Below are 24330 nucleotides of genomic sequence, written 5' to 3'. Positions count from 1 at the left end.
TACGGGCCGGGGCGCGGCGCACCGCGCGCCCGCCGCCGGCCCTCAGGCGGGGGCGCCGGCGAGCAGGGCGAGGGCGGTGCGCCGGGGGAGCGCCCGGGTCGCGGCCGTGACGAGGGCGGTGAGCCGGCCGGGTACGACGACGGGGTCGTGCCGGCGGCGCAGGGCCGCGAGGGTGGCCGCCGCGACCCGCTCGGGGGTGAGGACCAGGCGGGCGGGCGCATCCGCGTGGAGGCCGGGCCGGGTGGCGGTGGGGCCGGGGCAGAGCGCGGTCACGTACACGTCCCGCGGCCGGTGCTCGTGCCAGAGGGCCTGGGAGAAGGAGACGACGAACGCCTTGCTCGCGCTGTAGAGGGCCTGCCCGGGCTGCGGGGTGAGGCCGAGCGTGGAGGCGACGTTCACCAGGGCCGCGCCGGGGCGGGCCGTGCCGAGGAAGGCGTGGGAGAGGGCGGTCACGGCGTCGCAGTGGAGGCGGAGCACGGGCAGCTGGGCGTCGAGCGCCGTCGTGGCGAAGGGGCCGGGCCGGGCCAGGCCCGCGTTGTTGACGAGGAGGTCGTACGGGCCGGAGTCCGCGTCGTGTCCCGCGTCCTCGAGGGCCGCGGCCACCGCCCGGATCCCTTCCGGGGTGCTGAGGTCGGCGGCGAGGTGGTCGTGGCCGGGGCCGAGCAGGGAGGTCAGCTCGCGCAGCCGCTCCTCGGTGCGGGCGACGGCGGTGACGGCGTAGCCGTCGGTGGCCAGGGCGAGGGCCAGCGCCCGGCCGATGCCCTCGGTCGCGCCGGTGACCAGGGCGCGGCGCGGGACCGCGGACGCCCCGCGGCGGGGTGCGGGGGCGCGGTGGCGGGTCAGCGGTCTCACCGCTCCGCCTTCGGGGCCGTCTCGGGCGAGTAGAGGAAGGAGAAGCGCTCCATGACGTCCTGCCGCTGGGTGTTGTGGAACGCCGCGATGCGCCAGGCCCCGTCGGTGTCCCGGACCAGGGTGTAGGTCTGCACCTTGGACAGCTCCGAGGCCTTCGGCGGGTCGCCGCTGTAGTCGTCGCCGCGGCCGGTCAGGATCGCGGCGTCCTTCCCGAGGAAGCGCAGGTCCAGGTAGCTGGCGGCGAGCTTGGTGCCCTTCACGAAGTCCCGGAACAGGGCTTTGTGGCCGGCGGTGATGTCGGCGCGGCCCTCGTAGTGGCTGCCGACGTACGTCGTGTAGGTGCCGTCCTCGGTGAACTGGCGGCCGTACGCCTCCGCGTCGCCGCGCCCCCATGCTGCCGTGAGTGCGTCCAGCGTCGCGCAGACGGCCTCGCCGTCGGCCCGTTCGGCACCGGACGGGATCACGTCCGTGCAGGCCGAGGAGCCGACCCGGTGGATGTCGGAGGTGCTGTCCAGGTAGAGGTACGACCCCGCGGCACCGACGGCGAGGACGGCGGTGGTGGCCAGGGCGGCGCGCTTGACGGTCGTGCGGTTCATGGCAGGAGGTCCCCGTTCTCTTCTTCGCTGAACTGACTGCGTGAAAGAATTATCTGCATAGAAGAAGAGATTAGGCAAGCGGAATGATCGGGAGGTGGACCCGGCCGGGTCCACCCCGCACGCCCCCGACTACGCTCCGCCTACACCCGTCGGTAACCGGCCCGCGCCGGCCACGACCATCCGATCTCGACGATGCGAGCCCCACTCATGCTCATGTCCCTCCGCTCCTGGGCCACAACGTGGTTGACCCGCCTCCTGCTCGTGCGCCTGCGCAAGCAGGGCGGCCTCGACCTGTCCGTGCTCAGGAGGCTCCCCGACGCCGCGCTGATGCCGCTGCACCGGGACGGCCTCGATCCCGTCGCACCGCTCGGCGAGCTCCGCGACCGCGAACCGGTCAGCCGGCTGCCGATACCCGGAGCGACGGTTTGGCTGGTGTCGGGGTACGCGGAGGCGAAGGAGGTCCTGGGCAACGCGGGGGCGTTCAGCAACGACTTCCGGCACCTGGTGGGCACCGCCGCGTCGGAGGCGGACGAGAACCCCGGAGGGCTCGGCTTCTGCGACCCGCCGGACCACACCCGGCTGCGCCGCCTGCTGACACCGGAGTTCACGATGCGCCGGCTGAACCGGCTCACGCCCCGCATCCACGCCATCGTCGAGGAGCAGCTCGCGCAGCTGGAGAAGGCCGCCCAGGCCGACCCGGACGGCCGGGCCGACTTCGTCGAGCACTTCGCGATGCCCGTCCCCGCCCTCGTCATCTGCGAACTGCTCGGCATACCGTACGAGGAGCGCGAGGCGTTCCAGGAGTTCTCCGTGGCCCGCTTCGACGTGGTCGGCGGCACCGCGGCCTCGTTCGGCGCCGTGGCCCAGTCCCTGGAGTACCTGCGCGGGGTCGTGGCCGCGCAGCGCCGCGATCCGGGCGACGGCCTGCTCGGCATGCTCATACGCGAGCACGGTGACGCCGTCACCGACGAGGAGCTGGCCGGACTCGCCGACGGCGTCCTGACCGGCGGCCTGGAGACCACCGCCAGCATGCTGGCCCTCGGTACCCTCATCATGCTCCAGGACCGCCAGCACTTCGACGCCCTGCAGCGGGCCGAGGACCCCGCCGTCGTCGCGGCCCCGTTCGTCGAGGAACTGCTGCGGTACCTGACCGTGGTCCAGACCGCCTTCCCGCGCTTCGCCCGCGAGGACGTCGAGATCGGCGGCGTCCCGATCACGAGCGGCGACATCGTGATCGTCTCGCTCAGCGCCGCGGACCGCGACCCGCGCCTCGGCGCGGACATGGAGGCCTTCGACCCGTCGCGCCCGCCCGCCCCCTCGCACCTGGCCTTCGGCCACGGCATCCACCGGTGCATAGGCGCCGAACTCGGCAAGATGGAGCTGCGCGCCGCCTTCCCGCAGCTGGTCGCGCGCTTCCCCGGGCTGCGGCTCGCCGTGCCGCCGGCCGAGCTGGAGTTCCGCAAGCTCTCGATCGTCTACGGCGTCGACACCCTGCCCGTACACGTGGACTGACGATCCGTCTCCGTCACCACCGTGTCCCGTGCCGCCCGCGCGTCCGCGCCGCCCCCGCAGGACACGGTGGGCGGCGCGGACGGCGGCGGCAGGGCGGCGAACGGGCCCGGTGGTCAGAGCATCACGTGCTTGACCTGCGTGTACTCCAGCAGCCCGGCCAGGGACAGGTCGCTGCCGTACCCCGAGTGCCGGACGCCGCCGTGCGGCATCTCCGACACCGTCGTCCCGTGCGTGTTCACCCACACGATCCCCGTGTGCAGCGCCCGGGTGGCCCGCAGCGCACGGTCCAGGTCCCGCGTCCACACGCTGGCGGCGAGCCCGTACCGGACCCCGTCGGCCAGCCGCAGGGCCTCCTCCTCGCTGCGGAACGGCTGCACCGTCACCACCGGGCCGAAGACCTCCTCCTGCACGATCTCGTCCTCCTGCCGCACCCCCGCGACCACCGTCGGGCGGTGGAAGAAGCCGGGCCGGTCCAGGGCCCGGCCGCCGGTCAGGACCTCCGCCCGGTCGGGCAGCCGGGCGAGCAGCCCGCGTACGGAGGCCAGTTGGGCCGCGTTGTTCAGCGGACCGAAGTCGGCCGACGGATCGCCCGGCGGCCCGGTGCGCAGTGCGGCCGCGGCCTTGGCGAAGGCCTCGGTGAACTCCTCGTACACCCGGTCGTGCACCAGCAGGCGCGCGGCCGCCGTGCAGTCCTGACCGGCGTTGTAGAACGCGACGCCGGCCAGCTCGGCCGCCACCGCCGGCACGTCCACGTCCTCGTGCACGATCACGGGCGCGTTCCCGCCCAGCTCGAGGTGGACGCGCTTGAGGTCGTCGGCCGCTGCCGCCGCGATCTCCCGGCCCGCCCGCACGCTCCCGGTCACCGCGACCATCCGGACCGCCGGGTGGCCGACCAGCGCGCGCCCGGTGTCCCGGTCCCCGCACACCACGTTCACCACCCCGGGCGGCAGGTGCGCGGCGGCGATCCGGGCCAGCAGCACCGCCGAACTCGGCGTGGTGTCGGCGGGTTTGAGCACCACCGTGTTCCCCGCGGCCAGGGCGGGCGCCACCTTCCACACCGCCATCATCAGAGGGTAGTTCCACGGTGTGATCTGCGCGCACACCCCGACCGGCTCCCGGCGCAGCAGCGAGGTGCGCCCGGCCGCGTACTCGGCGGCCGCCGTGCCGGGCAGGCCCCGCGCGGCCCCGGCGAAGAACCGTACGACGTCCACGACGGCCGGCAGCTCGTCGGTGCGGAACAGCAGCGGCGGCTTGCCGGTGTCCGCGACCTCCGCCGCGGTCAGCCGGCCGGCGTGTCCCTCCAGGGCGTCGGCCAGGTCCAGCAGGGCCCGCTGCCGCTCGGCGGGGGTGCGCCCGGCCCACGGGCCGCCGGCCGCCTCGGCCGCCGCGCAGGCGGCCGCGACGTCGGCCGGTCCCGAGCGCGGGGCCCGGCGGACCGGGCCGACGCCGGCCGGGTCGGTCAGTTCCATCCACGCACCGGACGCGGCCGGCCGGTCGACGCCGCCGATGTGGTTGGTGAGTTCGGGATCCAGTGCCAGTGACAGTGCCGGAGCCGGCCCGGGGACCGCGGCCGGTCGGTGTCCCGCATCGAGTTCAGCCACGGCGCAGCGCCTCCTTCGCGGCGGCCCGGCCCGTCCGCACCGCGCCTTCCATGTAGCCGGCCACCCACTGGTCGGATCCGCAGACGTAGAAGGGCGGTTCGTGGGTGCCGTGCCGAGGCCCCACCGCCATCACGTCCCCGGGCACCCACTGCGTGACGTACCCCTGCGTCCACGGGTCGGTGCCCCAGCGGCGCAGGAACACCGCCACCGGGTCCAGCGCCCCGGGCCCGTACAACCGGGCCATCTCGCTCAGGAGTTCGCCCTCGCGCAGCTCGTCGGGCATTCCCGCCAGCACGCCGAACCGCTCCGGCGGCACCAGCGCGGACAGGACGCCCTCGCCCTGCGGCCAGGTGCTCCCCAGCACGCCCTCGTTCTCCGACAGGCCGCTGCACCCCGCCTCCCGCCAGAACGGTTTGTCGTACGCGGCGACGAACTTGGCCGCGTGCGCCTGCCGTTGACGGCGCAGCGAGGCGAGCCGCTCCTCGGCCACGCCGCGCACGGCCACCCGGCGCAGCGGCCCGACGGGCAGTGCGCACACCACGGCTCCGGCGGTGAGCCGCTCCCCGTCCGCGAGTTCCACCGTGCAGCCGGCGGTCGGGGACACCTCGACCGCCCGGACCGGGGCGTCGAGCCGGATCCGGTCCGCGCCGAGTCCGTCCGCCATGCGCAGGGCCACCGTGGCCGAGCCCTCCGCGACCCGCAGGCCTTCCCAGTCCTCGTACCCGTACGCCTCCCCGCCGGGCACGGCCGCGTGCTTGCGCAACGCCGACAGGAGGGACGTCCGCTCGTACGAGCCGCTCGCCAGCCCCAGTTGGCCGATCTCCCACAACCGCACGACGGCCGGGGACGCCCCTTCGGCCCGCAGCCAGTCGCCGACCGAGAGCCGGTCCAGCCCGGCGGCCCGCGGGTGGGACCACGGGTCGGCCGGGTCGACCGTACCGGCCAGGGCGACGAACGCCGCCGTGACCCGCTCGTGGCACCCCCCGTCACCCGGGCCGAACCAGTGCGGCGGCTCTCCCGTCGAGACCCCCTCGGGCGTGGCCCGGGCGATCACCCCCGGCTCGGCGGTGTAGCTGGGCACCAGGGTCAGCCCCAGCTCGCCCGCCAGCTCCAGGTAGGCCGTGTGCGCCCGCCCCACCACCTCGCCGCCGAGCTGGACGAGCCGGCCGTCCGGCAGCCGGGTCTGCTCGACCCGGCCGCCGACCCGGTCACGGGCCTCGACGACGAGGACGTCGGCCCCGCCGGCGGCCAGGTCGCGGGCGGCACTGAGGCCGGCCAGCCCGGCCCCGAGCACGATGACGTCGTACCTCACGTGACCGTCCCCCCTCAGTCCAGGACCAGGCAGTGCTCGGGCCGCCAGCCCACCGTGACGGGCTCGCCGCCGATCCACCGGTCCTCCCGGCGGGACCGGTCGGTGTTCTGCTCCAGGGCCGCGACGCTCACCCCGGGGGCCAGCTCGATGAGGTACGTGGTGGTCGCGCCCGAGTAGACGGTCTCGCGGACCACGCCGTCGGCGAGGGTCATGCCCGGCTCGAAGTCGGACAGCCAGATCTTCTCGGGGCGCACCGCCAGGTGCACCCGGCCGCCCTCGGCGATGTCGGGCCGCTCGCCGACGGGCAGCGCCGGGCCGCCGTCGACGTGCACCCGGCCCTCCCGGAAGACGCCCGGCACCAGGTTGGAGGTGCCCATGAAGGAGGCGACGAAGCCGTTCGCCGGCCGCTCGTACACGTCCTCGGGCGTGCCGCACTGCGCGATCCGGCCCTCCTCCATGACGGCCACCCGGTCGGACATCGTCAGCGCCTCGTCCTGGTCGTGGGTGACGAACACGAACGTGATGCCGATCTCCCGCTGGATCTGCTTCAGCTCGACCTGCATGCGCCGCCGCAGCCGCAGGTCCAGCGCCGCCAGCGGCTCGTCCAGCAGCAGTACCTGCGGCCGGTTGACCAGCGCCCGGGCCAGCGCGACCCGCTGCCGCTGACCACCGGAGAGGGTGCGCGGCCTGCGGTCGGCGAGCCCGTCCAGCTGCACCAGGTCGAGCATGTCGGAGACCCGGGAGCGGATCTCGGCGCGGCCGACGCCCTTGCGCTTGAGGCCGAAGGCCACGTTGTCCGCGATCGAGAGGTGGTCGAAGAGCGCGTAGCTCTGGAAGACCGTGTTGACGTTGCGCAGGTGCGGGGGCAGGCCGGTGACGTCCTGGCCGCCGAGCAGCACCGCGCCCTCGGTGGGGTCGGCGAAGCCGCCGATCATCCGCAGGGTGGTGGTCTTGCCGCAGCCGGAGGGGCCGAGCAGGGAGAAGAACTCGCCGGGGGCGATGTCGAGGCTGAGGTCACGGACGGCGTACGCGTCCCCGTAGCGCCGGCTGACCCGGTCGAGCCGGACGGCGGGCGGGCCCTCGGGACCGGGCGCGGCGGGACGGGGTGCGGTGGGGTCGGGTGCGGCGGGACCGGTGGGCGGCTGGGCGGGCGCGGAGGTCATGGATCACTTCCCGGAGAGCAGGTCGAGGCCGCCGCGGCGGCCGAAGAGACGCGGGATCGCGAGGGCCAGCGCGATCAGGGCCACGGAACCGGCCAGCATGAGCGTGCCGACGGCGTTGATGGTGGGCTGCACCCCGAACCGGATGGCCGAGTAGATGCGCACCGAGAGCGGCTGGGGGTCGACGCCCGTGGTGAAGTAGGCGAGCACGAAGTCGTCGAAGACGAGGGCGAACACGAGCACCGCGCAGGCCAGGATGCCGGGCAGCAGGGCCGGCAGGGTCACCAGCCGCACCGCCTGCCAGCGAGTGGCCCCGAGGTCCATCGCGGCCTCCTCCACCTCCGGATTGAGGGCCGCGATGCGTGACCGCATGATCACCGTGACGTAGCTGATGGAGAAGGTGATCTCGGAGAGCATCACGGTGGTGGTGGACAGCGGTACGGCCACGCCCTTGAAGAGCAGCATCGCCGCGACGCCCGTCACGATCTCCGGAGTGATCAGGGGGACCAGCATGATCAGGCCGGCCAGCGAGCCGAGTCGGTTGCGCGAGCGGACCAGCCCGAGCGCCAGCGTCACCCCGAGCACGATGGAACCCACGGTCGCCACCAGCGAGATGCGCAGCGACGTGCCCAACGAGCCCAGCAGCAGGTCGTCGTGGGCGAAGGCCTGGTACCAGCGCAGGCTGAAGCCCTTGAACACGGTCAGGGACTTCTGCGCGTTGAACGAGAACAGCGCGACGACCCCGATCGGCAGGTAGAGCAGGGCGAAGAAGCAGACGGTGACGGCGATCGCGAACCGGGGCCGGCGCTCCGCGCGCCGGCGACGGCTCCGGCGCACGGTCGCGCCCTTCGGGGCGGGACGCGCGGCGGCGGTCGGGGCCGTCGGTACGGCGGTGGACTCCGAGCTCATCGGACCGCCTCCGCCTCGTCGCGGCGGGCCCGGCGCAGGTAGCCCAGCAGGACCACGAACAGCACCGCCATCAGCAGCATCGTCAGGGCCGAACCCAGCGGCCAGTCCTGGCCCTGGAAGAACTTGTCCTGGATCAGGTTGCCGATCATGATCTGGTCCGGCCCTCCCATGAGCTGGGCGCTGACGAAGTCGCCCATGGCGGGCAGGAACACGAGCACGCAGCCGGCCGTCGCCCCCTGCCGGGTGGCCGGCACGGTGACGAAGAGGAACGTGCGCAGCGGCCCCGCGTACAGGTCGCGGCCGGCCTCGATGAGCGAGACGTCCATCCGCTCCAGCGCCGCGTAGAGCGGGATGACCATGAAGACCACGAACCCGTAGACGAGTCCGGCGATCACCCCGGGGCCGGTCTGGAGGATGGCGGTGCCGTCGCCGGCGATGCCGAGGGCGCGCAGTGCCCGCAGCACGGGCCCGTCGTCGGAGAGGACCACCGACCAGCCGTACATCCGCACCAGGTAGTTGGCGAAGAACGGGACCACGATCGCGGCGATGAGGAGGTTCTTGAACCGGCCGCCGTGCAGGGCGATGGCGTACGCCACCGGGTAGGCGACCAGCAGGCAGACGAGGCAGGCCAGCGCCGCGTACCCGAGGGAGCGCAGCAGCACCACCCGGTAGGCGGGGTCGACGAGGGCCGCCAGGCTGCTCGGGTCGAGGCCGAAGCGGGGGTTGCCGAGCGGGTCGGTGGTGCCGACGGAGAGTGCGGCGACCAGCAGGAGGGAGGCGAGGAGGAAGGCGCTCATCCAGACGGTGCCGGGGAGCATGAGCCAGGTCCACAGGCGGGTGCGCGTCGGCCGGGCAGGGCCCGCGGCGTGCGCCGGGTGAGTGGTGTGGGTGGGGTCGGTGGCGTGGGTGGGGTCAGCAGTGTGGGTGGGGTCCGTGGTGCGCGGGGGTGCCGTGCGCGTGCGTCGTGCCATGTCAGCCGGCCTTCACTTCGGTCCAGGCGCGGTCGCGGGCCCGTTCGCCCGGGCCGTCCGTGCCCCGGAAGAACAGCTCGTCCCGCAGGTCGTCGGTGCTCACCACGCAGGCCTCGAACGGGCCGACCAGGGAGCGGTACGTGTCCTCGGTCCCGGCGACGGGCATCGGGTAGCCGATGTAGCGGATGTTCCGCTTCACGTTCTCCGGTCGCAGCATGTAGTCGATGAACAGCATCGCGGTGCCGGGGTGCGGGGCGTCGACGGGGATGGCGTAGCAGTCGGAGTTGACGGGGGCGCCCTCCTTCGCGGTCTCGAACCCGAACACGTCGGGGTCCTTGGCCTGGGCCAGCATCGCGGCCATGTCGCCGCTCCACGCCTGGGTCATCACGGCGTTGCCGTTGAGGAGGTTGTTGTAGCTGTCGCTGGAGAAGCCGCGCAGGTGCGGACGCAGCGACTTCAACGTGGCGGTGACGCGGCGCAGTTCACCCGGGTCCGCGGTGCACAGGTCCACGCCCAGCTTGAGGGCGGCGAGCCCGAGCACCTCGTCGCGGTCGTCGAGGACGAACACCTTGCCGCGGGCCTTCGCGTTCCACAGGTCGTCCCACGAGCCGGTCAGCTCGTCGCCGAGCCGGTCCCGGCGCCAGCCGATGCCGGTCTTGTACATCGTGAACGGCACGGTGTGCGCGGACCTGGCGTCGTACCAGGGGTCGGCGAAGTAGTCGTAAGCGTCGAACACCGCTCCCGCGTTGGTGAGTTGGGAGTGGTCGATGCGGTGCAGCCGGCCGCCGGCGGCGAGTCGCTGCGCCCATTTGGCGTTCGGGAAGACGACGTCGTAGCGGTTGCCGGCGTTGAGCTTGGCCGCCATGCCCTCCATCGAGTCGTAGTTGGACTGGATGACCTTGACCTTGTACTCGTCCTCGAAGCCGGCGAAGACCGCCGGGTCGACGAAGTCGGCCCAGTTGAAGTAGACGAGGTCGCCGTCGGGCTTCATCTCGATCGGCCGCTCGGCCGCCGCGCCGGTGGACCCGCTCGCCATGAATCCACAGCCGGCGGTGGTCAGGGCGAGGGCGGCGGCTCCGCCGGCGCGGAGGAAGGAGCGCCGGGACGGGGCGGGGAAGGGGGCGGGCTCGAGGGTGGGGGAGGGGGCGGGGGACGGGGCTGGGGGTGGTGGTGCCTCGGGGGACATCTGCGGTCCTCTCCGTCGTGGCGGCGGTTCGGCGGCGGTTCGGCGGTGGTTCGGAGGCGCGGGGGGTGGGGATCGGGGGTGCTGTGTGCCGGAGCGCTGGGCGGGTGTCTGGGGGCGTCGGGCCGGGGGCCTCAGGCCTCGGGGGCCGGTCGTTCCGGGGCCGCGTCGGCGTCGGCGTCCGCGAGGTCGGCACGGATCCGGTCGGCGAACCAGCCCACCGCGGCCTCCCGCCGTGACAGCGGGCCCGGGACGAACCCCGGTGTGCCCAGGCCCTGTTGGACCCTGGCCACCAGCTCGGCGTCCTCGTCGTTGGTGATCCAGCCGATGTGGACGTTGAGCCGGCGGGCGATACGGGTGCGCAGACCGCTGCCGGGCCGGGCGTAGAACGCGCCGGGCACCGCGACCCGGTCCACGGCGGTCGGCACGGCCGTCCAGGCGAGGACGTGGTCCGGGTAGAAGTCGATGAGCGTGTTCGGGTAGATCACCGCGTACCGCCACACCCGGCGGTCCTCCTCCCGCAGGCCGGGCATCGGGGCCGTGACCCGCTGGTAGAGGCGCTCGGCCCAGTTGGAGGAGGGCTTGTCGCGCAGCGGGGAGGCGAAGAGGGCGTACGCCCCGGCGGTCTCGGCGGTATAGGACTGGTAGTCCAGCAGCCGCATCAGTCCGGGGTGGGCGACCGGGACGTGGTAGCCCTCCAGGTAGTTGTCGACCGCCACCTTCCAGTTGGCGTGCTGCACCTCGGCGCCGGCCAGGTCGTGGATCCGGTCCTTGCCGATCGGCACGAGCTCGGGCCCCGCGTAGTGGCCCACGGCCTCGGCCAGCCCGGCGCAGCTCTCCGCCAGCGGAACGGCGTCGGGGTCGTGGTTGACGAAGACGAAGCCGAGGAAGGACTCCACGCGCACCGGCAGCAGCCCGAGCTTCGGCTTGTCCAGGCAGGGGATCTGGCGGGCCTCGGGGGCCCCGACCAGCGTGCCGTCGAGGCGGTACGTCCAACCGTGGTACGGGCAGCGGATGGCCTTGCCGGACGGCTCGGGGGCGGTCACGAGCCGGGTGCCGCGGTGGCGGCAGACGTTGAGGTGGGCGGCCAGGGAGCCGTCCTGGGTCCGTACGACCAGCACCTCGCGGCCGGCCGCGTGGGCGGCGAGCCGCGCGCCGGGTCCCGGCAGGTCGGACTCGTGGCAGACCAGCTGCCAGGACGTGGCGAAGACGTGCCGCTGCTCCGCTTCCGCGAGCGCGGGGTCGGTGTAGTAGCGCGCCGGCAGGGCCTGCGGCGGCGGCCCGTGGGGGTCGGGTGCCCCGGGAGCCAAGGGCTCGCGGGCCGCCGCCTCGGGTGCGACCGGGGCGGCCTCGGGGTCGGTGGGGGTGCGGGGGGTGCGGGGCTCGGCGGCGGTCCGGGCGGCGGGGGCCTCGCCGGCGGTCCGGGAGGTGTGGCCTTCGGTCGCGGTCCGAGGAGGGCGGGCCCCCGGATCCGCCGGGAGCGGTTGGGGTCCGGGGGCTTCGCGAGCCGGGGATCGCAGGGCCTCGGACGTCTGGGGGGCTTGGAATTCGGTGGCTTCGGGGCGCATCGCGGAATCCTCCATGCCCCGCGCGGGCGGCCGGTGGGGACGGCCGGGCGGGGCGGCCCGATCGGCTGTCGGCACCCGCCCGGGACGGGGCGTCCGGGGCTGGTGCTGACTGATTGGTCAGTCAGATTGCTGGTGGGTTTCCGGGGTGTCAAGACTTGATGACTGACTGATTGGTTAGTTAGCGTAGTCCCATCAGCCGGTCCCGGCCCTCCGCTCCCCAGGCGGCCGGACGAGGCCCCCAAGGGCGCTCGCGCCCCCGACGTAACGCGCTGCACCACCCGCCCGCCGCCCCGGCCCACCGGCCGGCTCCGGCCCGCGGGACGCCCCTCCTGTACGACGCGCCACACGTACCCCACCAGGGTCCCTCCCCCCGGCCACGACCGAACGGGACCTTCCCCGACGCACGACCCGCCCACCCCCGGTCCGGCCCACCGGCCGCGACCGGCCGACGGGCCCCTCCACACCCCGCACACCCCCGCCCGCCCACGGACCCGACGGCGCACCGGCCGGCACCGGCGGCGGGGGAGCACCCACCACCAGCCCCTCGGAGGCAGGCATGAGCGGTCGCCGGAACCTGACCTGGCTCGGGCTCACCCCCGAACCCGAACGCGAACTCCCCCTCGCCGTGGCCACCCTGCGCGACCCCGACGCACCCCCGGCCGCCGCCGAGCGCCGCCGACTCGAGCACCTGGTCCTGCACGGCACCCAACGCGCCTGGCTCCGCTACCTCGCCGAGGTCACCTCACTGGTCACCGCCGTCGCCGCCGGCACCCGCCCCGGCGACCGGCGGGCGGCCCGACTGGCGGCCGAGGTCGTCCTCGACCACCACCGCATGCTGATCGGCCTGCCCGGCCCCGGCTGGGACCGCACGACCTCCGAACGCCGGGCCCTGGAACACGCGCTGTCCCTCCTGCCCGCCTAGACCGCCCGAGCGCCGGCCCCGGCGGCGCCACCGGTCGGCACCCCGGCGGCACCGTCCGCCCCGCCCACCGGTCCCGCGGGGGACGACGGAGGTCTGCCGCCGACGGCAGGCCGTGTCGCCCGTCGCACCCCCACCCGCCGGGCACTGCGCGGGACCGGTTCGCCGGCACCGTCACCCGGGGACCCGGGGACCCGGGGACCCAGGGACCCGAGCACCGCCCGCGTCCGCCGCACCGCCCGCGGCGCGCGGCGCGGAGCCGGCGGCGGAGCGAGCGACGGTCCGCCCGAAGCGGTCAGGCCCCTCCCTCCCGTCCCACCGCTCGCCGCGCCCCCACCCCACCCACACCCCGCCCTCACCAGGAAGGGAGTTCCAGCCATGACGACGGTGGTGAAGTCCCTCGTCCCCGACGCCGGCGCGCTGCTCCGGTTCCACCCCGCCGACGACGCCCCGTCCGGCGTCCACGGCCCGGACCCCGAGGAACTGCTCGGGCACCTCGCCGCCGCCGGGCTGCGCGGCCGGGGCGGAGCCGGCTTCCCCGCCGCCCGCAAGCTGCGTGCCGTCCGCGACGCGGCCGGCGCCGGCCCGGCCCCCGTCGTCGTCGCCAACGGCGAGGAGGGCGAGCCCGGTTCGGTGAAGGACCGCTGGCTCCTGCGCGCCCGCCCCGGCCTCGTCCTCGACGGCCTGGTGCAGGCCGCCCGGATCACCCGGGCCGCGCGCGGCTACGTGTACGTCTCCGACCCCGACGCCGCCGACCGCGTCCGTGACGCCCTCACGCGCCACCCCACGCCCCTCCCCGTCGGGATCGTCCTGACCGCTCCCGGCTACGTCGCGGGCGAGGAGAGCGCCGTGGTGCGCCGCATCGAAGGCGGCCCCGCCCTCCCCACCGCCAAGCCCCCGCGCCCGTACGAACAGGGCGTCGGCGGCGCCCCCACCCTCGTCGCCAACGTGGAGACCCTGGCCCGGATCGCGGCCGTCGCCGCCCGCCCCGACCTGCGCGACGCCATCGCCGGCAGCACGCTGCTCACCCTCTCCGGCGGGGCGGCCCCGGCCCTCCTGACCGAGGTGCCGTACGGCGTGCCGCTGCGCGAACTCGCCGCCGCGCAGGGCGTCCCGGACGCCTGGGGCGCCCTGGTGGGCGGGCTCTTCGGCGGGCTGGTCGGACGCACGGGCCTCGACCTGCCGCTGGAGCCGGAGGCGCTGCGCGCCGCGGGCACCGCAGTGGGCTGCGGGGCACTGCGCTTCCTGGGCCCCGAGGAGTGCCCCGTCGCGCTCGCCGCGGAGGCCGCCCGGTACCTCGCCGCCGAGAGCAGCCGCCAGTGCGGGGTCTGCGTCTCGGGTACGGCCGCCATCGCCGACGCCCTCCGCGGGCTCACGCTCGGCGACGCCCCGGCCGACCTCCGCGAACGCCTGCACCGCTGGTCCACCGGCCTGCGCGGCCGCGGGGCCTGCGGCCTGCCCAGTGCCGCGGCCCAGCTCGCCGGCACCGTCGCGACCGCCTTCCCCGCCGCCCTCGACACCCACGTGCAGGGCGCCTGCCCCGTCTGCCCGGCCCCCTGCCCGCCCCTCACCGTCCCGGTCCCGCCCCTCACGCTCCCGGCCCCGGACCTCACCGTCCCGGTCCCGGACCTCGCCCCACCCGGCCCCGAGCGGCCCCGGGAGCCCTGAGGTCCCGTCCGCCCGGCAGCCCCGCCGTCCGGCACCCGTCCCGCACCCGCCCGCATCCCCGCCGCCCGCCTCCCGGCCCCCCTGCGCCGCAACCGCCCTCCCCCACCCCGCAGCACCCCGGCCCGGCCCCGGCCCGGGCCTCCCGAAAGGACCGTCATGAAACTCCTCCTCGACTCCACCCGCTGTCAGGGCTACGGCCTGTGCCAGGAGCACGCGCCCGCGCTCGTCGAGCTCGACGAGTGGGGCTACGCCGTCGTCCTCGACATCCCCGTCCCCCTCTCGGCGGAGGACGACGCCAAGGCCTGCGCCGAGGCCTGCCCCAACGCCGCACTGCGCGTGGTCGGCTGACGTGGCCCGCGACCTCACCGCCCTCTTCGACCCCCGCTCCGTCGCCGTCGTCGGCGCCAGTGACGACCCCGCCAAGTACGGCCACGCGGTGGCCGCCCAGGCCCTGCGCGCGCCCGGCCGCCGTCCCGTCCACCTCGTCAACCGCCGCGGCGGGACCGTGCTCGGCCGCCCCGCCGCCACCTCCCTCCCGCAGCTCGGCGAACCGGTGGACCTGGTCGTGGTCTCCGTACCCGGCCCCGGCTTCGAGGCCGCCGTCGACGACGCCCTGGCCTGCGGGGCCCGCGCGATCGTCGCGATCACCGCCGGCTTCGCCGAGACCGGCCCGGCCGGACTGGCCCGCCAGCGCGCGGTCGCCGACCGGGTCCGGGCCGCCGGAGCCGTCCTCGTCGGCCCCAACTGCCTGGGCATCGCCGACAACACCACCGAGCTCTACCTCGCCTCCGACGCGTTCGCCCCCGGCGGCGTGGCCCTCCTCAGCCAGAGCGGCAACCTCGCCCTGGAACTCCAACTGCGCTGCGCACCGCACGGCGTGGGCTTCTCCCGCTTCGTCTCGCTCGGCAACCAGGCCGACGTGACCCTCGTCGACCTGGTCGAGGACTGCGCGCGCCACGACGAGACCCACGCCATCGCCGTGTACGCGGAGGACTTCGGCGACGGCCGCGCGCTGGCCCGCGCCGCCGCGGCGGCGGACAAGCCGGTCGTCCTGCTCAGCGCCGGACGCGGCACCGCCTCGGCCCGCAGCGCCCAGTCCCACACCGGGGCCCTCACCACCTCGGCCGACGTGGTGGCCGCCGCCTGCCGCGACGCGGGCGTCGAACTGGTCGCCACCCCGCGCGAGATGGCCGTCGTCCTCGCCGCCCTGCGGTCCCGGACGAGGACCCGCGGAACCGGCCGCCGGACGGCCGTCTTCACCGACGGCGGCGGCCACGGGGCCATCGCCGCCGACGCCGTCGAGGCCCAGGGCCTCACCGTGCCCGAACTCAGCGCCCCGGTAGGCGAATCCCTGCGCCGGGTCCTGTGGGCCCAGTCCTCCGTCGCCAACCCCGTCGACCTCGCCGGGATGGGGGAGCAGGACCCGGACTCGTACGCACGCACCGTCGCGGCCCTGCTCGACGCGGACGAGGTCGACGCCGTCCTCATGACCGGCTACTTCGGCGGGTACGCGGCCTCCGAGGGCGGCCTCGGCGGCGGTACGGCGGCCCGCACCGACCCCGGTGCCGCGCAGGCTCCCGCGGGCGCCGCCACCCCGCTCGCGCCCGACGAGCCGGCCCCCGGCACCCTGGCCGCCGGGGAGCTGGCGGCGGCCCGCACCCTCGCCGCCCGCCTCGTCCCGCCCGGCGCGACCGCCGGAGGCGGCGCGGCCCGCGGCTCCGCCGGCACCCCCAAGCCCCTGGTCGTGCAGTCCATGTACCCCGACTCGCCGAGCTGCCGGGTGCTCGCCGGGGCCGGCGTACCGGTGTTCGAGGCGACCGAGGACGCCGCGCGGGCCCTGGCCGCCATGACGGCCCCCCGGCCGGCCACCGTCATCGCCCCCCTGCCCGACCCCGCCGTGCCGCTGGGCGACCCCGGCTACCACGGCGTACGGGCCCTGCTCGCCGCCGCCGGCGTGCCCTTCCCGGCCGCCCGCGAGGTGATCGACGAGGCCGGCGTGCTCGCTGCCGCCGACGCGTTCCCGGGCCCGTACGTCCTGAAGGCCCTGCACCTGCTGCACAAGTCCGACGCGGGCGGGGTCGCCCTGCGGCTGCCGGACCGGACGGCCCTCGTGGCGGCCCACCGTGCCATGCACGCCCGGCTCGGCGCCGCCGCGTACTCCGTGGAGGCCATGGCGGACCTCACCGACGGCGTCGAGCTCATCGTCGGCGTCAACCGGGATCCCCGCTTCGGGCCGGTCGCCATGGTCGGCCTCGGCGGGGTGTTCACCGAGGCACTCCACGACGTGGCGTTCGCCCTCGCCCCCGTCCCGCCCGCGCACGCCGAACGGCTCCTGCGCGGCCTGCGCACCGCGGCGCTCCTGACCGGCGCGCGCGGCCGCCCCCCGGTCGACCTGCGGGCCGCCGCCGAGGCCGTCGCCCTGATCACCGAGGTGGCCGCGGCCCATCCCGAGATCGACGAGCTGGAGGTCAACCCGCTGCTGGCCCGCCCGGACGGGGTCCTCGCCCTCGACGCCCGCGCGGTCCTGGCCCCGCCGCCCGCCGCCCCCTGACGACCGGGCCCCACCCGGCCCGGTCCTCCGCCGACCCTGTCCCTCCGCCTCACCGCCCGACCCCACCGCCCGACCCCAGCCCCAGACCCAGCCCAGATCCACCCAGGAGCCGCACATGGACTTCCGCTACACCCCCGCCCAGGCCGACCTCAAAGCCCGTGCCGCCGGCTACGCACGGCTGCTCATGGCCTACGAGAACCAGTCCGAGGAGGCCGGCGGCTCGCTCCCCGCCGACACCGTCCGCGAGCTCACCCGGGCCGCCATGGACGCGGGCGTCTACGCCATCAACATGCCCGCGGAGTGGGGCGGCGCCGGCCTCTCCCTCCTCGACCAGGTCATCGTCGAGGAGGAGTTCGGCAAGGTCACCAACTGCCTCTGGGACATCCCCTGGCGTCCCGCCAACGTGCTGGCGTACGGCACCGGGGCGCAGCGCGAGAAGTACCTGCTGCCGGTGATCCGCGGTGAGCGGTTCGACGCCTTCGCCGTCACCGAGCCGGGTGCCGGATCCGACCCCGGATCCGGCACCAGCACCGCCACCCGGACCGCCGGCGGCTGGCTGCTCAACGGTGAGAAGTGGTTCGTGACCTGCGGGGACATCGCCGACTTCCTGCTCGTCCAGGCCGACGCCGGCCCCGACCGGGAGGCCACGCTCTTCTTCGTCGACAAGCAGGCCCCCGGGGTGGAGATGACGCGGGTCCCGCGCTTCATGCACTCCGCGGTGAACGGGCACCCCGAGTTCACGTTCACCGACGTGTTCGTCCCCGACGAGGACGTCCTCGGCGGCGTCGGCAACGGCTACGAGCTGACCCGGGAGTGGTTCACCGACGAGCGGCTGATGATCGCCGCCCGGACGACCGGGGCCGCGGAGCGGGCGCTGGAGCTGGCCCGCGACTGGGCCGTCGAGCGGCGCCAGTTCGGCTCCCGGATCGCCGACTTCCAGCTGGTCCAGGGCATGCTCGCGGACTGCGCCGCCGACATCGCCGTGAACCGCGCGTACACCCACCAGGTGGCGTGGGAGGCCGACCAGCCCGGCACGGACCGCAAGACCCTGCACGCCAAGGCCGCCACCGCCAAGCTCGCCGCCAGCGAGGCCGCGGGCCGGGTCGTGGACCGCTGCCTGCAGATCTTCGGCGGGCGCGGTTACGACCGTACGTACGCCGTCGAACGCATGTACCGCGAGCTCCGGGTGGACCGGATCTGGGAGGGCACGTCCGAGATCCAGCGCCTGATCGTCGCGAACGAGCTGGTCAAGCGCGGCACCGGCGCCCTGGCGCTCCCCACCGCCCCCTGACCCGCCCGCCCCCTCCTCCCTCCCCCCGTCCCTCCCGCCCGCCCGCCCACCGGAGCGGCCCCCACCGGACCGCGTCCCGCCCGACCGCACCCACCAGACCGGAGACAGGAACCCATGGACTTCCGCCTCACCCCCCGTCAGCAGCAGCTCAAGGCCACCGCCCGCGAGCTGGCCGCCTTCATCGAGAAGTACGAGCTCGACTGCGAGGAGGCCAACGGCCTGCCCCCCGCGGCCCACGCCGAGATCCGCGACGCCGTCCTGGCCAGCGGCCTCCAGGCCGTGAACATGCCCGCCGAATGGGGCGGCGCCGGCCTGACCATCTTCGAGCAGGCCGTGGTCCAGGAGGAGCTCGGCCGGCTCACCGGCGCCCTGTGGGACACCGTCTGGCGCCCGGCCAACGCCCTGCGCCACTGCACCCCCGAGCAGCGCGAGCGCTACCTCGTCCCCGTCATCCGCGGACACCGCCGCGACTGCTACGCCGTCACCGAGCCCGGGGCCGGCTCGGACCCCCAGAACCTCGCCACCACCGCCACCCGCACCGACCGCGGCTGGGTCATCAACGGCGAGAAGTGGTTCGTGACCGTCGGCGACCACGCCGACTTCCTCATCGTCCTGGCGGCGGCGGGGGAGGAGCGGGCCCCCACCCTCTTCCTCGTGGACAAGGAGACCCCCGGGGTCGAGATCACCCGGGTTCCGCGCTTCATGCACACCTTCGTCTACGAGCACCCCGAGTTCACGTTCACCGACGTCGAGGTGCCCGAGGACGCCGTCCTCGGCGGGATCGGCGACGGCTACGACATCACCCGCTCCTGGTTCACCGAGGAGCGCCTGATGATCGCCGCCCGGACGACGGGGGCCGCGGAGCGGGCACTGGAGCTGGCCCGCGACTGGGCCGTCGAGCGGCGCCAGTTCGGCTCCCGGATCGCCGACTTCCAGCTCGTGCAGGGCATGCTGGCGGACTGCGCCGTCGACATCGCGGTGAACCGTGCGTACTTCCACCAGGTGGCGTGGGAGACCGACCAGCCCGACGCCGACCGCAAGACCCTGCACGCGAAGGCGGCCATCGCGAAGCTCTCCGCGAGCGAGGCGGCCGGCCGGGTCGTGGACCGCTGCGTGCAGGTCTTCGGCGGGCGCGGCTACGACCGCACGTACGCCGTCGAGCGCCTCTACCGCGAGCTGCGCGTGGACCGCATCTGGGAGGGCACGTCGGAGATCCAGCGCCTGATCATCGCGGGCGAACTGGTCAAGCGGGGCACGGGCGTGCTGCACCTGCCCACCGCCTGACGGACCGTAGGGCGGCCCGGGCACGACCCGGCCGCCACCGCCACCCCCGCCCGCGGTGACTCATGGGCGAAGATGGTCACCGCGGGTACGGGGGTCCGGGCGGCGGCCGACCCGAGGACACGCGTACCGGCACGGACGGACACGGATGGGGAGTCACGACGTGAGCAAGGCCGAACGCACGCAGGAGACCCGCGAGCGGATCCTCACCGCGGCCTGCGCGGTCATCGCGGAGGTCGGCTTCGAGAAGATCCGCATGCGCATGGTCGCCGAGCGCGCCCAGGTCTCCACCGCGCTGCTGCACTACCACTTCGAGACGCGGGAGAAGCTCTTCGACGAGGCGATGCGGCACTCCTTCCAGCAGACCGGCACCGAGCTGGAGCGGGACGCCGGCGCCGTGCCGGCCGCGGTGACCCTGGCCCGCATCGTGCACAGCATGCTCCCCACCGACGCCGAGCTGCGCCAGGACTGGAAGCTGTGGCAGGAGCTGTGGGTCCGCGCCCTGCGCGATCCCTCGGCCCACGAGCTCACCCTGGACCTCTACGAGCAACTGCACGTCTGGGTCGCCGAGGCGATCCGCCGCGGCATCGGCGCGGGGGAGTTCGCCCCCTGCGACGTCGACGCCGTGAGCACCCTGGTGCTGGCCCTGTGCGACGGCTTCGGCATCCGCCTCATGCTCGCGGACCCCCGCCTGACGGTCGCCGCGGCCGAGGCCGCGATCTGGGGCACCATCGCCCCGGCCCTCGGCACCCCGCCCGCCTTCCCCGCCCTCTGACGCCGCCGGGCCCGCCGGATGGACGGGGTCCGGCCGTGCCCCCGGGTCGCTTTCAGAGGCCCCAGGCGTCACGGAAGGAGATGAGGCAGCCGACTGCAGTCCAGGGGCTGAGGGAGAGGGCGTGGCGGGCGTCGGCGAGCTTGGTGAGGGAAGCGGCGCCCGCGCCGGGCGCTGTGGCCTGCTTGAGGCGTTCGGAAGTCAGATGTGCACCGAAGAATTGCATCACCGTCGCGGCAAAGAGCATGTAGGCGGCGAGCTCACAACCCAGGCGGGTTGCCGCGGGCATCTGGGGTGATCCGTCGGTCGGGCGGAGAACGGTGTACTGCCGGAGGCACCACGCGCCGAGCTCCTCGTACCACTCGCGGAATCGGTCCGCTGAGGCGCCCTCAGGTTCGATGACTTCGATCCGGTTGACGAGCGCGAGGCCCGCCGGGCCAGCGGCTTCCCTCAGCAATCCGTGGCGAACGCCGGCCAGCCGCGCCACGGCCTCGCTCCTCATGAGCTGCGGCACCGCTTGCACCAGGTCGATCTCGCTCCCCTCCTCGTGCTGGCCGACCAACGCGCGTGCGCTGCGCTGCAGTTCGCGGGGGAGGCCGCCCGAGAGGACGTAGCACAGTGCCACGAAGGGGTCCTTCCACCCCAGGAGCAGTCCGTGGAGCATCTGCTGCGCGGTGGAAAGCTCCAGGCGCTGCAGCGCGAGGACGTCGTCGAAGCAGCTGTCGAAGACATCACGGAAGGGCATCCCGCGCCGTGCGAAGCCTGCGGCGGCTTCCTCGGAAACGGAAACGAGGAAGAAGCACCGGCTGGCTCCGAACATTCCCTTGACGTCGTTGAGGAACTTCTCGACTTCGTCCGCGCTCCTCAGCTTGTCCAGCTCGTCGACAGCGATGATCAGCTGGTAGTGCTGGGTCACGGCCTCGAGGAACACCCGGAGTCCGGCCACGATCTCGGGATAGCTCTTGGCCCGCTCCGCCACCGTCGTCCCTCGCTTGGCGCCGATGTCGACCCCTACCGGAAGCTGGCGCGCACCGCCGAGCCTGAGTGTCATCGTGTGCTCACTGCTGAGGGTCTGTTCGTAGCGGATCTGCCGGAGCTGGTCGAGGGCGAGTTCACGGAGCGCGGCCTCCCGGGAGTACCTCGACTTGTCGGGTGTCCCGGCGCGGGCGATCCGCCAGAAGTGCGTGGACGATGTCGCCAGCCGGCTTCCTGCGAGGATCAGCGCCGCACCGAGGAGGACCATCGCGACACCGCCCAGCAGCATCCACGTACCCCGCCCCAGCCCGCCAGACACCGTGAGCAGCGATAGGCCGCCCGCCGCGCACAGCGCGAGGGCAGGGCACCACCGCCTCGTGAGACCTTCCACCCGGGCGTGCCGTCGGTCCTGTTCGGACGCAGGCCCGCCCTCGGAGGCTGGAGCGGACGTGGACGTGGACCGGAAGGCAGGTGGCACTGCCAGCTCTACGGCAGCAGCGAAGAGCACCACCATCAGGGCCACCGCGGCGGTGGTCAGGGCCAGGCCGGCATAGGTCCACGCATCGTCCGGAGCGGTGACCAGCCGGGCCGCGCGGGCCACTAGTGTGGCGCCGGTCGCCAGGACGGCCACTCCGCCCAGCGCGATGCCCACCGCGGTGGCGGCTCTTGTCGCGTAGCGTGGGCGTGGGCTGTCGTTCACCTCGGCTTCGAGACTGCGATCTGCGTCGGGGCCGAGCAGGGCACGGCAGACTTCGGCGTGCAGGTGGAGGACGAAATCGCGCGGATCGTACGCGACGGGGGCTGCCAGCCTGACCCCCACCCTGGTTTGCTTAGGCGGCAGGTCCGCCTCCTCGGCTCCCGTGGTCGGCTGACTGGACGTCGTGAAGTACTCGATGAGCCTGGACTTGCCCACACCGCGGGGACCCGCGATGCCGAAGCTTCCCTCGCCCCACCGGTCGATCATCGACTCCAACCGCTCGAAGGCAGAGGTCATCACTACCTTTCTGTTGGCGACCGTCTCGCGGAGAAGGTCAAGGGAACCGACCTTCATGCTCAAGGCGAACTGCGCGGCCACCGCGCTGTTGAGGGCAGTGACGACCACCGTATAGACGCAGGATTCCGCGACTGAGTCGAGTTCCGCCCGCGCTGCCCGCCACTCTGTCTCCAGGGCGCGGTAGTCCTGGCGCTCACTGGCCCGTGCCTGTTGTTCGCGCACGTCCTCCACCAGGCCGGCCTCAATTTCGGCCTGTGCGCTACGGAGTGCCGTGAGCTCGCGGAAGATCGCGACTCGGGAATCGTTCGGCCACGTGGGCGGAGCGGCCGGACTTTCCTTTGCGATGCCCCGTATCAAGTTGCCGGTGCCGGACGTGCGCGCGACCAGCAGTCTTCGGGCTTTCTCCCGTCGCTGCCACGCCACGGTCAGCTGGTCCCGTACGTAGTCCGCCATTGCTTCGATCGCCGCATCGCGGGGAAGTCCACGGTTGAGATCGAGCAGCGCCGCCCGCGAATCGCGTAGTTCGTCCGCCACCTCTGACAGCTCCGTGAACGCGGCGTATTTCACCGGATCGGATCTCATCTGCGTCACGAGCAGATCATCCAGGCGGCCCGCAACCTGGCGGGTCCGCTCCAGCTGGTCGTTCAGGTTCCGCTGGAGGAGATCTTGCTGCTCCTCCACCACAGCAGCGAGGTCCGGGGCGTTTTGGAGAAGCCTCAACTGGTTGGCGATATCGGGCCGGGCGCGCACGGCGTCCAACGCGTTCTCCAACAAGAGGGCTTCGTCCACGGCGTAGGAGCCCGCCATCGGACGTGGCGGCAAGGACTGCCGCACCTTGGCCTGACCCGTGCTGGGCTCCCCCGAACGGATACCGCTGGGGAATGACATGGGGGATCACCCCACAAATCTCGGGGTCCTACCTCCAGGGTCGTCCCGCCGCCGTGGGGCGGTCAAGTCCTGACCCTCCTCCGCCACCTCACCGGCGGAGGAAGGTCAGCCACGAGGGCGCGCGGGCCGAGAGGAAGCCGTCGGCGCAGTACTAGTCCTGGTCGAGGACCTCGCGGAGGGTCTGGGCGAACGCCTCCGGCTCGCCCTGCTGGCCGTACTCGCCGCCGAGGAAGCCTCCGTGGTCGCCGGGGAAGAGCACCAGGTCCGTCCCCAGCCGCTCCGCGACGGCCGCCGCGGCGCGGGCCGGGAACTGGCCCTCCGACTCCTTGCCGGCCGCCACGACCAGCCGCGTCCGCGCGGCCCGCAGCGCGTCGAAGTCGGGCTCGTACGACGTGCAGCCGCGCATGTTCTGGCCCAGCAGCGGGTCACCGCGCGTGCCGTCGTCCTCGGTCGGCAGGCCGAAGGCGGCCGGGTCCGGCGTCGGCTCGTCCCGCCAGTCGGTGGGGAACGGGCCGCGGCGGCTCACCACCACGAAGAACTTCGCCATCGCCGGCCCCGTCCCCGACCGCAGGTACGTCGCGTGGATGTCGGCGCACACCTCCAGCGCCGCCTCCCGGTCCGGCAGCACCTGGGCGGTGGGCGGCTCGTGCGCGACGAGGGTGCGGACCAGCTCCGGGTGGGCCGCCACCAGGGCGAGCCCGTTGACCGCGCCGCCGCTGCTCGCGAAGACGTCCACCGGTCCCGCGCCGACCGCCTCGACCACCCGCCGCAGGTCCTCGGCGTGCTCGCCGGGCACGTTCTCGGCGACGCCGTCGGTGCGGACGCTGCGGCCGACACCCCGCGGGTCGTACGTGATCACGGTCCGGTCGGGGAAGTGCGACGCGAGCGTGGTGAACCCCGTGGCGTCCATGGGCGAGCCGATCAGGAGCAGGGCGGGCCGGTCCCCGGTCCCCTCGCCCGCACCCTGCGCGGGGCGCACGTCGTACGCGATCGTCGCGCCGACGGACTCCAGCGTGCGGGTCACCGTCCCGGTCATGGAGGTCATGGTCCTTCTCCTTCGTGCTGCGTGCGGTGCTGTCATGGGTTGGACCGGCGTCGGGTTCGGAACTCATCGCTGTCCGCGAAAAAAGTTCCGTCCGGTGCCGGGACGCCGGTGCCCGGGTCGGAAACGGCGGGTCGGAAACGGCGGAGGGGGGGGGGGGGGGGGGGGGGGGGGGGGGGGGGGGGCCCCCCCCCGGCGGGGGGGGGGGGGGGGGGGGGGGGGGGGCCCCCCCCCCGCCGGGCGCCGGCCGCCCCCCCGCCCCCCCCGCCGCCCCGCCCCCCCCCC

At 74.4% G+C, this 24330-nt stretch carries 19 protein-coding genes; 8 read left to right on the top strand and 11 right to left on the bottom strand.

The genetic code is table 11. From position 1 onward, the window contains the following. Positions 1-42: 42 nt before the first annotated feature. Both ACIQCH_RS16875 and ACIQCH_RS16870 read right to left on the bottom strand, forming a co-directional pair. Positions 43-852: an SDR family NAD(P)-dependent oxidoreductase gene (locus tag ACIQCH_RS16875; RefSeq protein ID WP_402581478.1), complete on the bottom strand. Its 810-nt coding sequence runs from the start codon at positions 850-852 to the stop codon at positions 43-45. Next, positions 849-1448, bottom strand: coding sequence for an SgcJ/EcaC family oxidoreductase (locus ACIQCH_RS16870; RefSeq protein ID WP_402581477.1), 600 nt, complete (start codon positions 1446-1448; stop codon positions 849-851). The genes ACIQCH_RS16875 and ACIQCH_RS16870 overlap by 4 nt, the downstream gene beginning before the upstream one ends. A gap of 192 nt (positions 1449-1640) precedes the next feature. Between ACIQCH_RS16870 and ACIQCH_RS16865 the strand changes: the two genes are divergently transcribed. Beyond that, entirely contained in the window at positions 1641-2960 is a 1320-nt protein-coding gene (locus ACIQCH_RS16865; RefSeq protein ID WP_402581475.1) for a cytochrome P450, read from the top strand. Positions 2961-3073: 113 nt separating this feature from the next. On the opposite strand, the gene ACIQCH_RS16860 is transcribed toward ACIQCH_RS16865, so the two are convergent. From ACIQCH_RS16860 to ACIQCH_RS16830, 7 genes are all read right to left on the bottom strand, one after another. After that, positions 3074-4498, bottom strand: a complete 1425-nt coding sequence (locus ACIQCH_RS16860) for an aminobutyraldehyde dehydrogenase (RefSeq protein ID WP_402581688.1) — start codon at positions 4496-4498, stop codon at positions 3074-3076. A gap of 55 nt (positions 4499-4553) precedes the next feature. After that, on the bottom strand, positions 4554-5873 hold the full coding sequence (locus ACIQCH_RS16855) for a flavin monoamine oxidase family protein (RefSeq protein WP_402581473.1): 1320 nt from the start codon (positions 5871-5873) through the stop codon (positions 4554-4556). A gap of 14 nt (positions 5874-5887) precedes the next feature. Beyond that, on the bottom strand, positions 5888-7036 hold the full coding sequence (locus ACIQCH_RS16850) for an ABC transporter ATP-binding protein (RefSeq protein ID WP_402581471.1): 1149 nt from the start codon (positions 7034-7036) through the stop codon (positions 5888-5890). Positions 7037-7039: 3 nt separating this feature from the next. Then, on the bottom strand, positions 7040-7942 hold the full coding sequence (locus tag ACIQCH_RS16845) for an ABC transporter permease (protein ID WP_402581469.1): 903 nt from the start codon (positions 7940-7942) through the stop codon (positions 7040-7042). Further along, positions 7939-8913 (bottom strand): ABC transporter permease, encoded by a 975-nt coding sequence (locus tag ACIQCH_RS16840; RefSeq protein WP_402581467.1) that lies wholly within the window; start codon positions 8911-8913, stop codon positions 7939-7941. Before ACIQCH_RS16840 ends, ACIQCH_RS16845 begins: the two co-directional genes overlap by 4 nt. Before the next feature lies 1 nt (position 8914). Then, entirely contained in the window at positions 8915-10099 is a 1185-nt protein-coding gene (locus ACIQCH_RS16835; RefSeq protein ID WP_402581465.1) for a spermidine/putrescine ABC transporter substrate-binding protein, read from the bottom strand. A gap of 131 nt (positions 10100-10230) precedes the next feature. After that, entirely contained in the window at positions 10231-11664 is a 1434-nt protein-coding gene (locus ACIQCH_RS16830; protein ID WP_402581463.1) for an SRPBCC family protein, read from the bottom strand. Between the two features lie 556 nt (positions 11665-12220). Here ACIQCH_RS16830 and ACIQCH_RS16825 point away from each other — a divergent pair. From ACIQCH_RS16825 to ACIQCH_RS16795, 7 genes are all read left to right on the top strand, one after another. Next, the gene (locus ACIQCH_RS16825; RefSeq protein ID WP_402581461.1) at positions 12221-12586 is read left to right on the top strand and encodes a hypothetical protein; all 366 of its coding nucleotides are present in this window, start codon (positions 12221-12223) and stop codon (positions 12584-12586) included. 375 nt (positions 12587-12961) lie between these two features. Further along, a complete protein-coding gene (locus ACIQCH_RS16820) occupies positions 12962-14251 on the top strand; it encodes an NADH-ubiquinone oxidoreductase-F iron-sulfur binding region domain-containing protein (protein WP_402581459.1) in 1290 nt (429 codons plus the stop codon). Positions 14252-14407: 156 nt separating this feature from the next. Beyond that, positions 14408-14599 carry a ferredoxin gene (locus ACIQCH_RS16815; protein ID WP_402581457.1) on the top strand — a complete coding sequence of 64 codons (192 nt, stop codon included), beginning with the start codon at positions 14408-14410 and terminating at the stop codon, positions 14597-14599. Between the two features lies 1 nt (position 14600). Beyond that, positions 14601-16802: an acetate--CoA ligase family protein gene (locus ACIQCH_RS16810; protein WP_402581455.1), complete on the top strand. Its 2202-nt coding sequence runs from the start codon at positions 14601-14603 to the stop codon at positions 16800-16802. Positions 16803-16917: 115 nt separating this feature from the next. Continuing rightward, on the top strand, positions 16918-18093 hold the full coding sequence (locus ACIQCH_RS16805; protein WP_402581453.1) for an acyl-CoA dehydrogenase family protein: 1176 nt from the start codon (positions 16918-16920) through the stop codon (positions 18091-18093). 114 nt (positions 18094-18207) lie between these two features. Next, positions 18208-19377, top strand: a complete 1170-nt coding sequence (locus ACIQCH_RS16800) for an acyl-CoA dehydrogenase family protein (RefSeq protein ID WP_402581452.1) — start codon at positions 18208-18210, stop codon at positions 19375-19377. Positions 19378-19537: 160 nt separating this feature from the next. Further along, positions 19538-20149: a TetR/AcrR family transcriptional regulator gene (locus ACIQCH_RS16795; RefSeq protein ID WP_402581450.1), complete on the top strand. Its 612-nt coding sequence runs from the start codon at positions 19538-19540 to the stop codon at positions 20147-20149. A gap of 52 nt (positions 20150-20201) precedes the next feature. Here ACIQCH_RS16795 and ACIQCH_RS16790 read toward each other — a convergent pair whose 3' ends face one another. After that, complete coding sequence (locus ACIQCH_RS16790) at positions 20202-23003, bottom strand: hypothetical protein (protein ID WP_402581448.1); 2802 nt, start codon at positions 23001-23003, stop codon at positions 20202-20204. A 151-nt stretch (positions 23004-23154) separates the two neighbouring features. Then, complete coding sequence (locus tag ACIQCH_RS16785; RefSeq protein ID WP_402581446.1) at positions 23155-24048, bottom strand: alpha/beta fold hydrolase; 894 nt, start codon at positions 24046-24048, stop codon at positions 23155-23157. Between the last annotated feature and the right edge of the window lie 282 nt (positions 24049-24330).

The organism is Streptomyces sp. NPDC093225, from assembly GCF_044753805.1.
Classification (GTDB): Bacteria; Actinomycetota; Actinomycetes; order Streptomycetales; family Streptomycetaceae; genus Streptomyces.
This window is presented reverse-complemented; position numbering and strand designations above follow the sequence as displayed.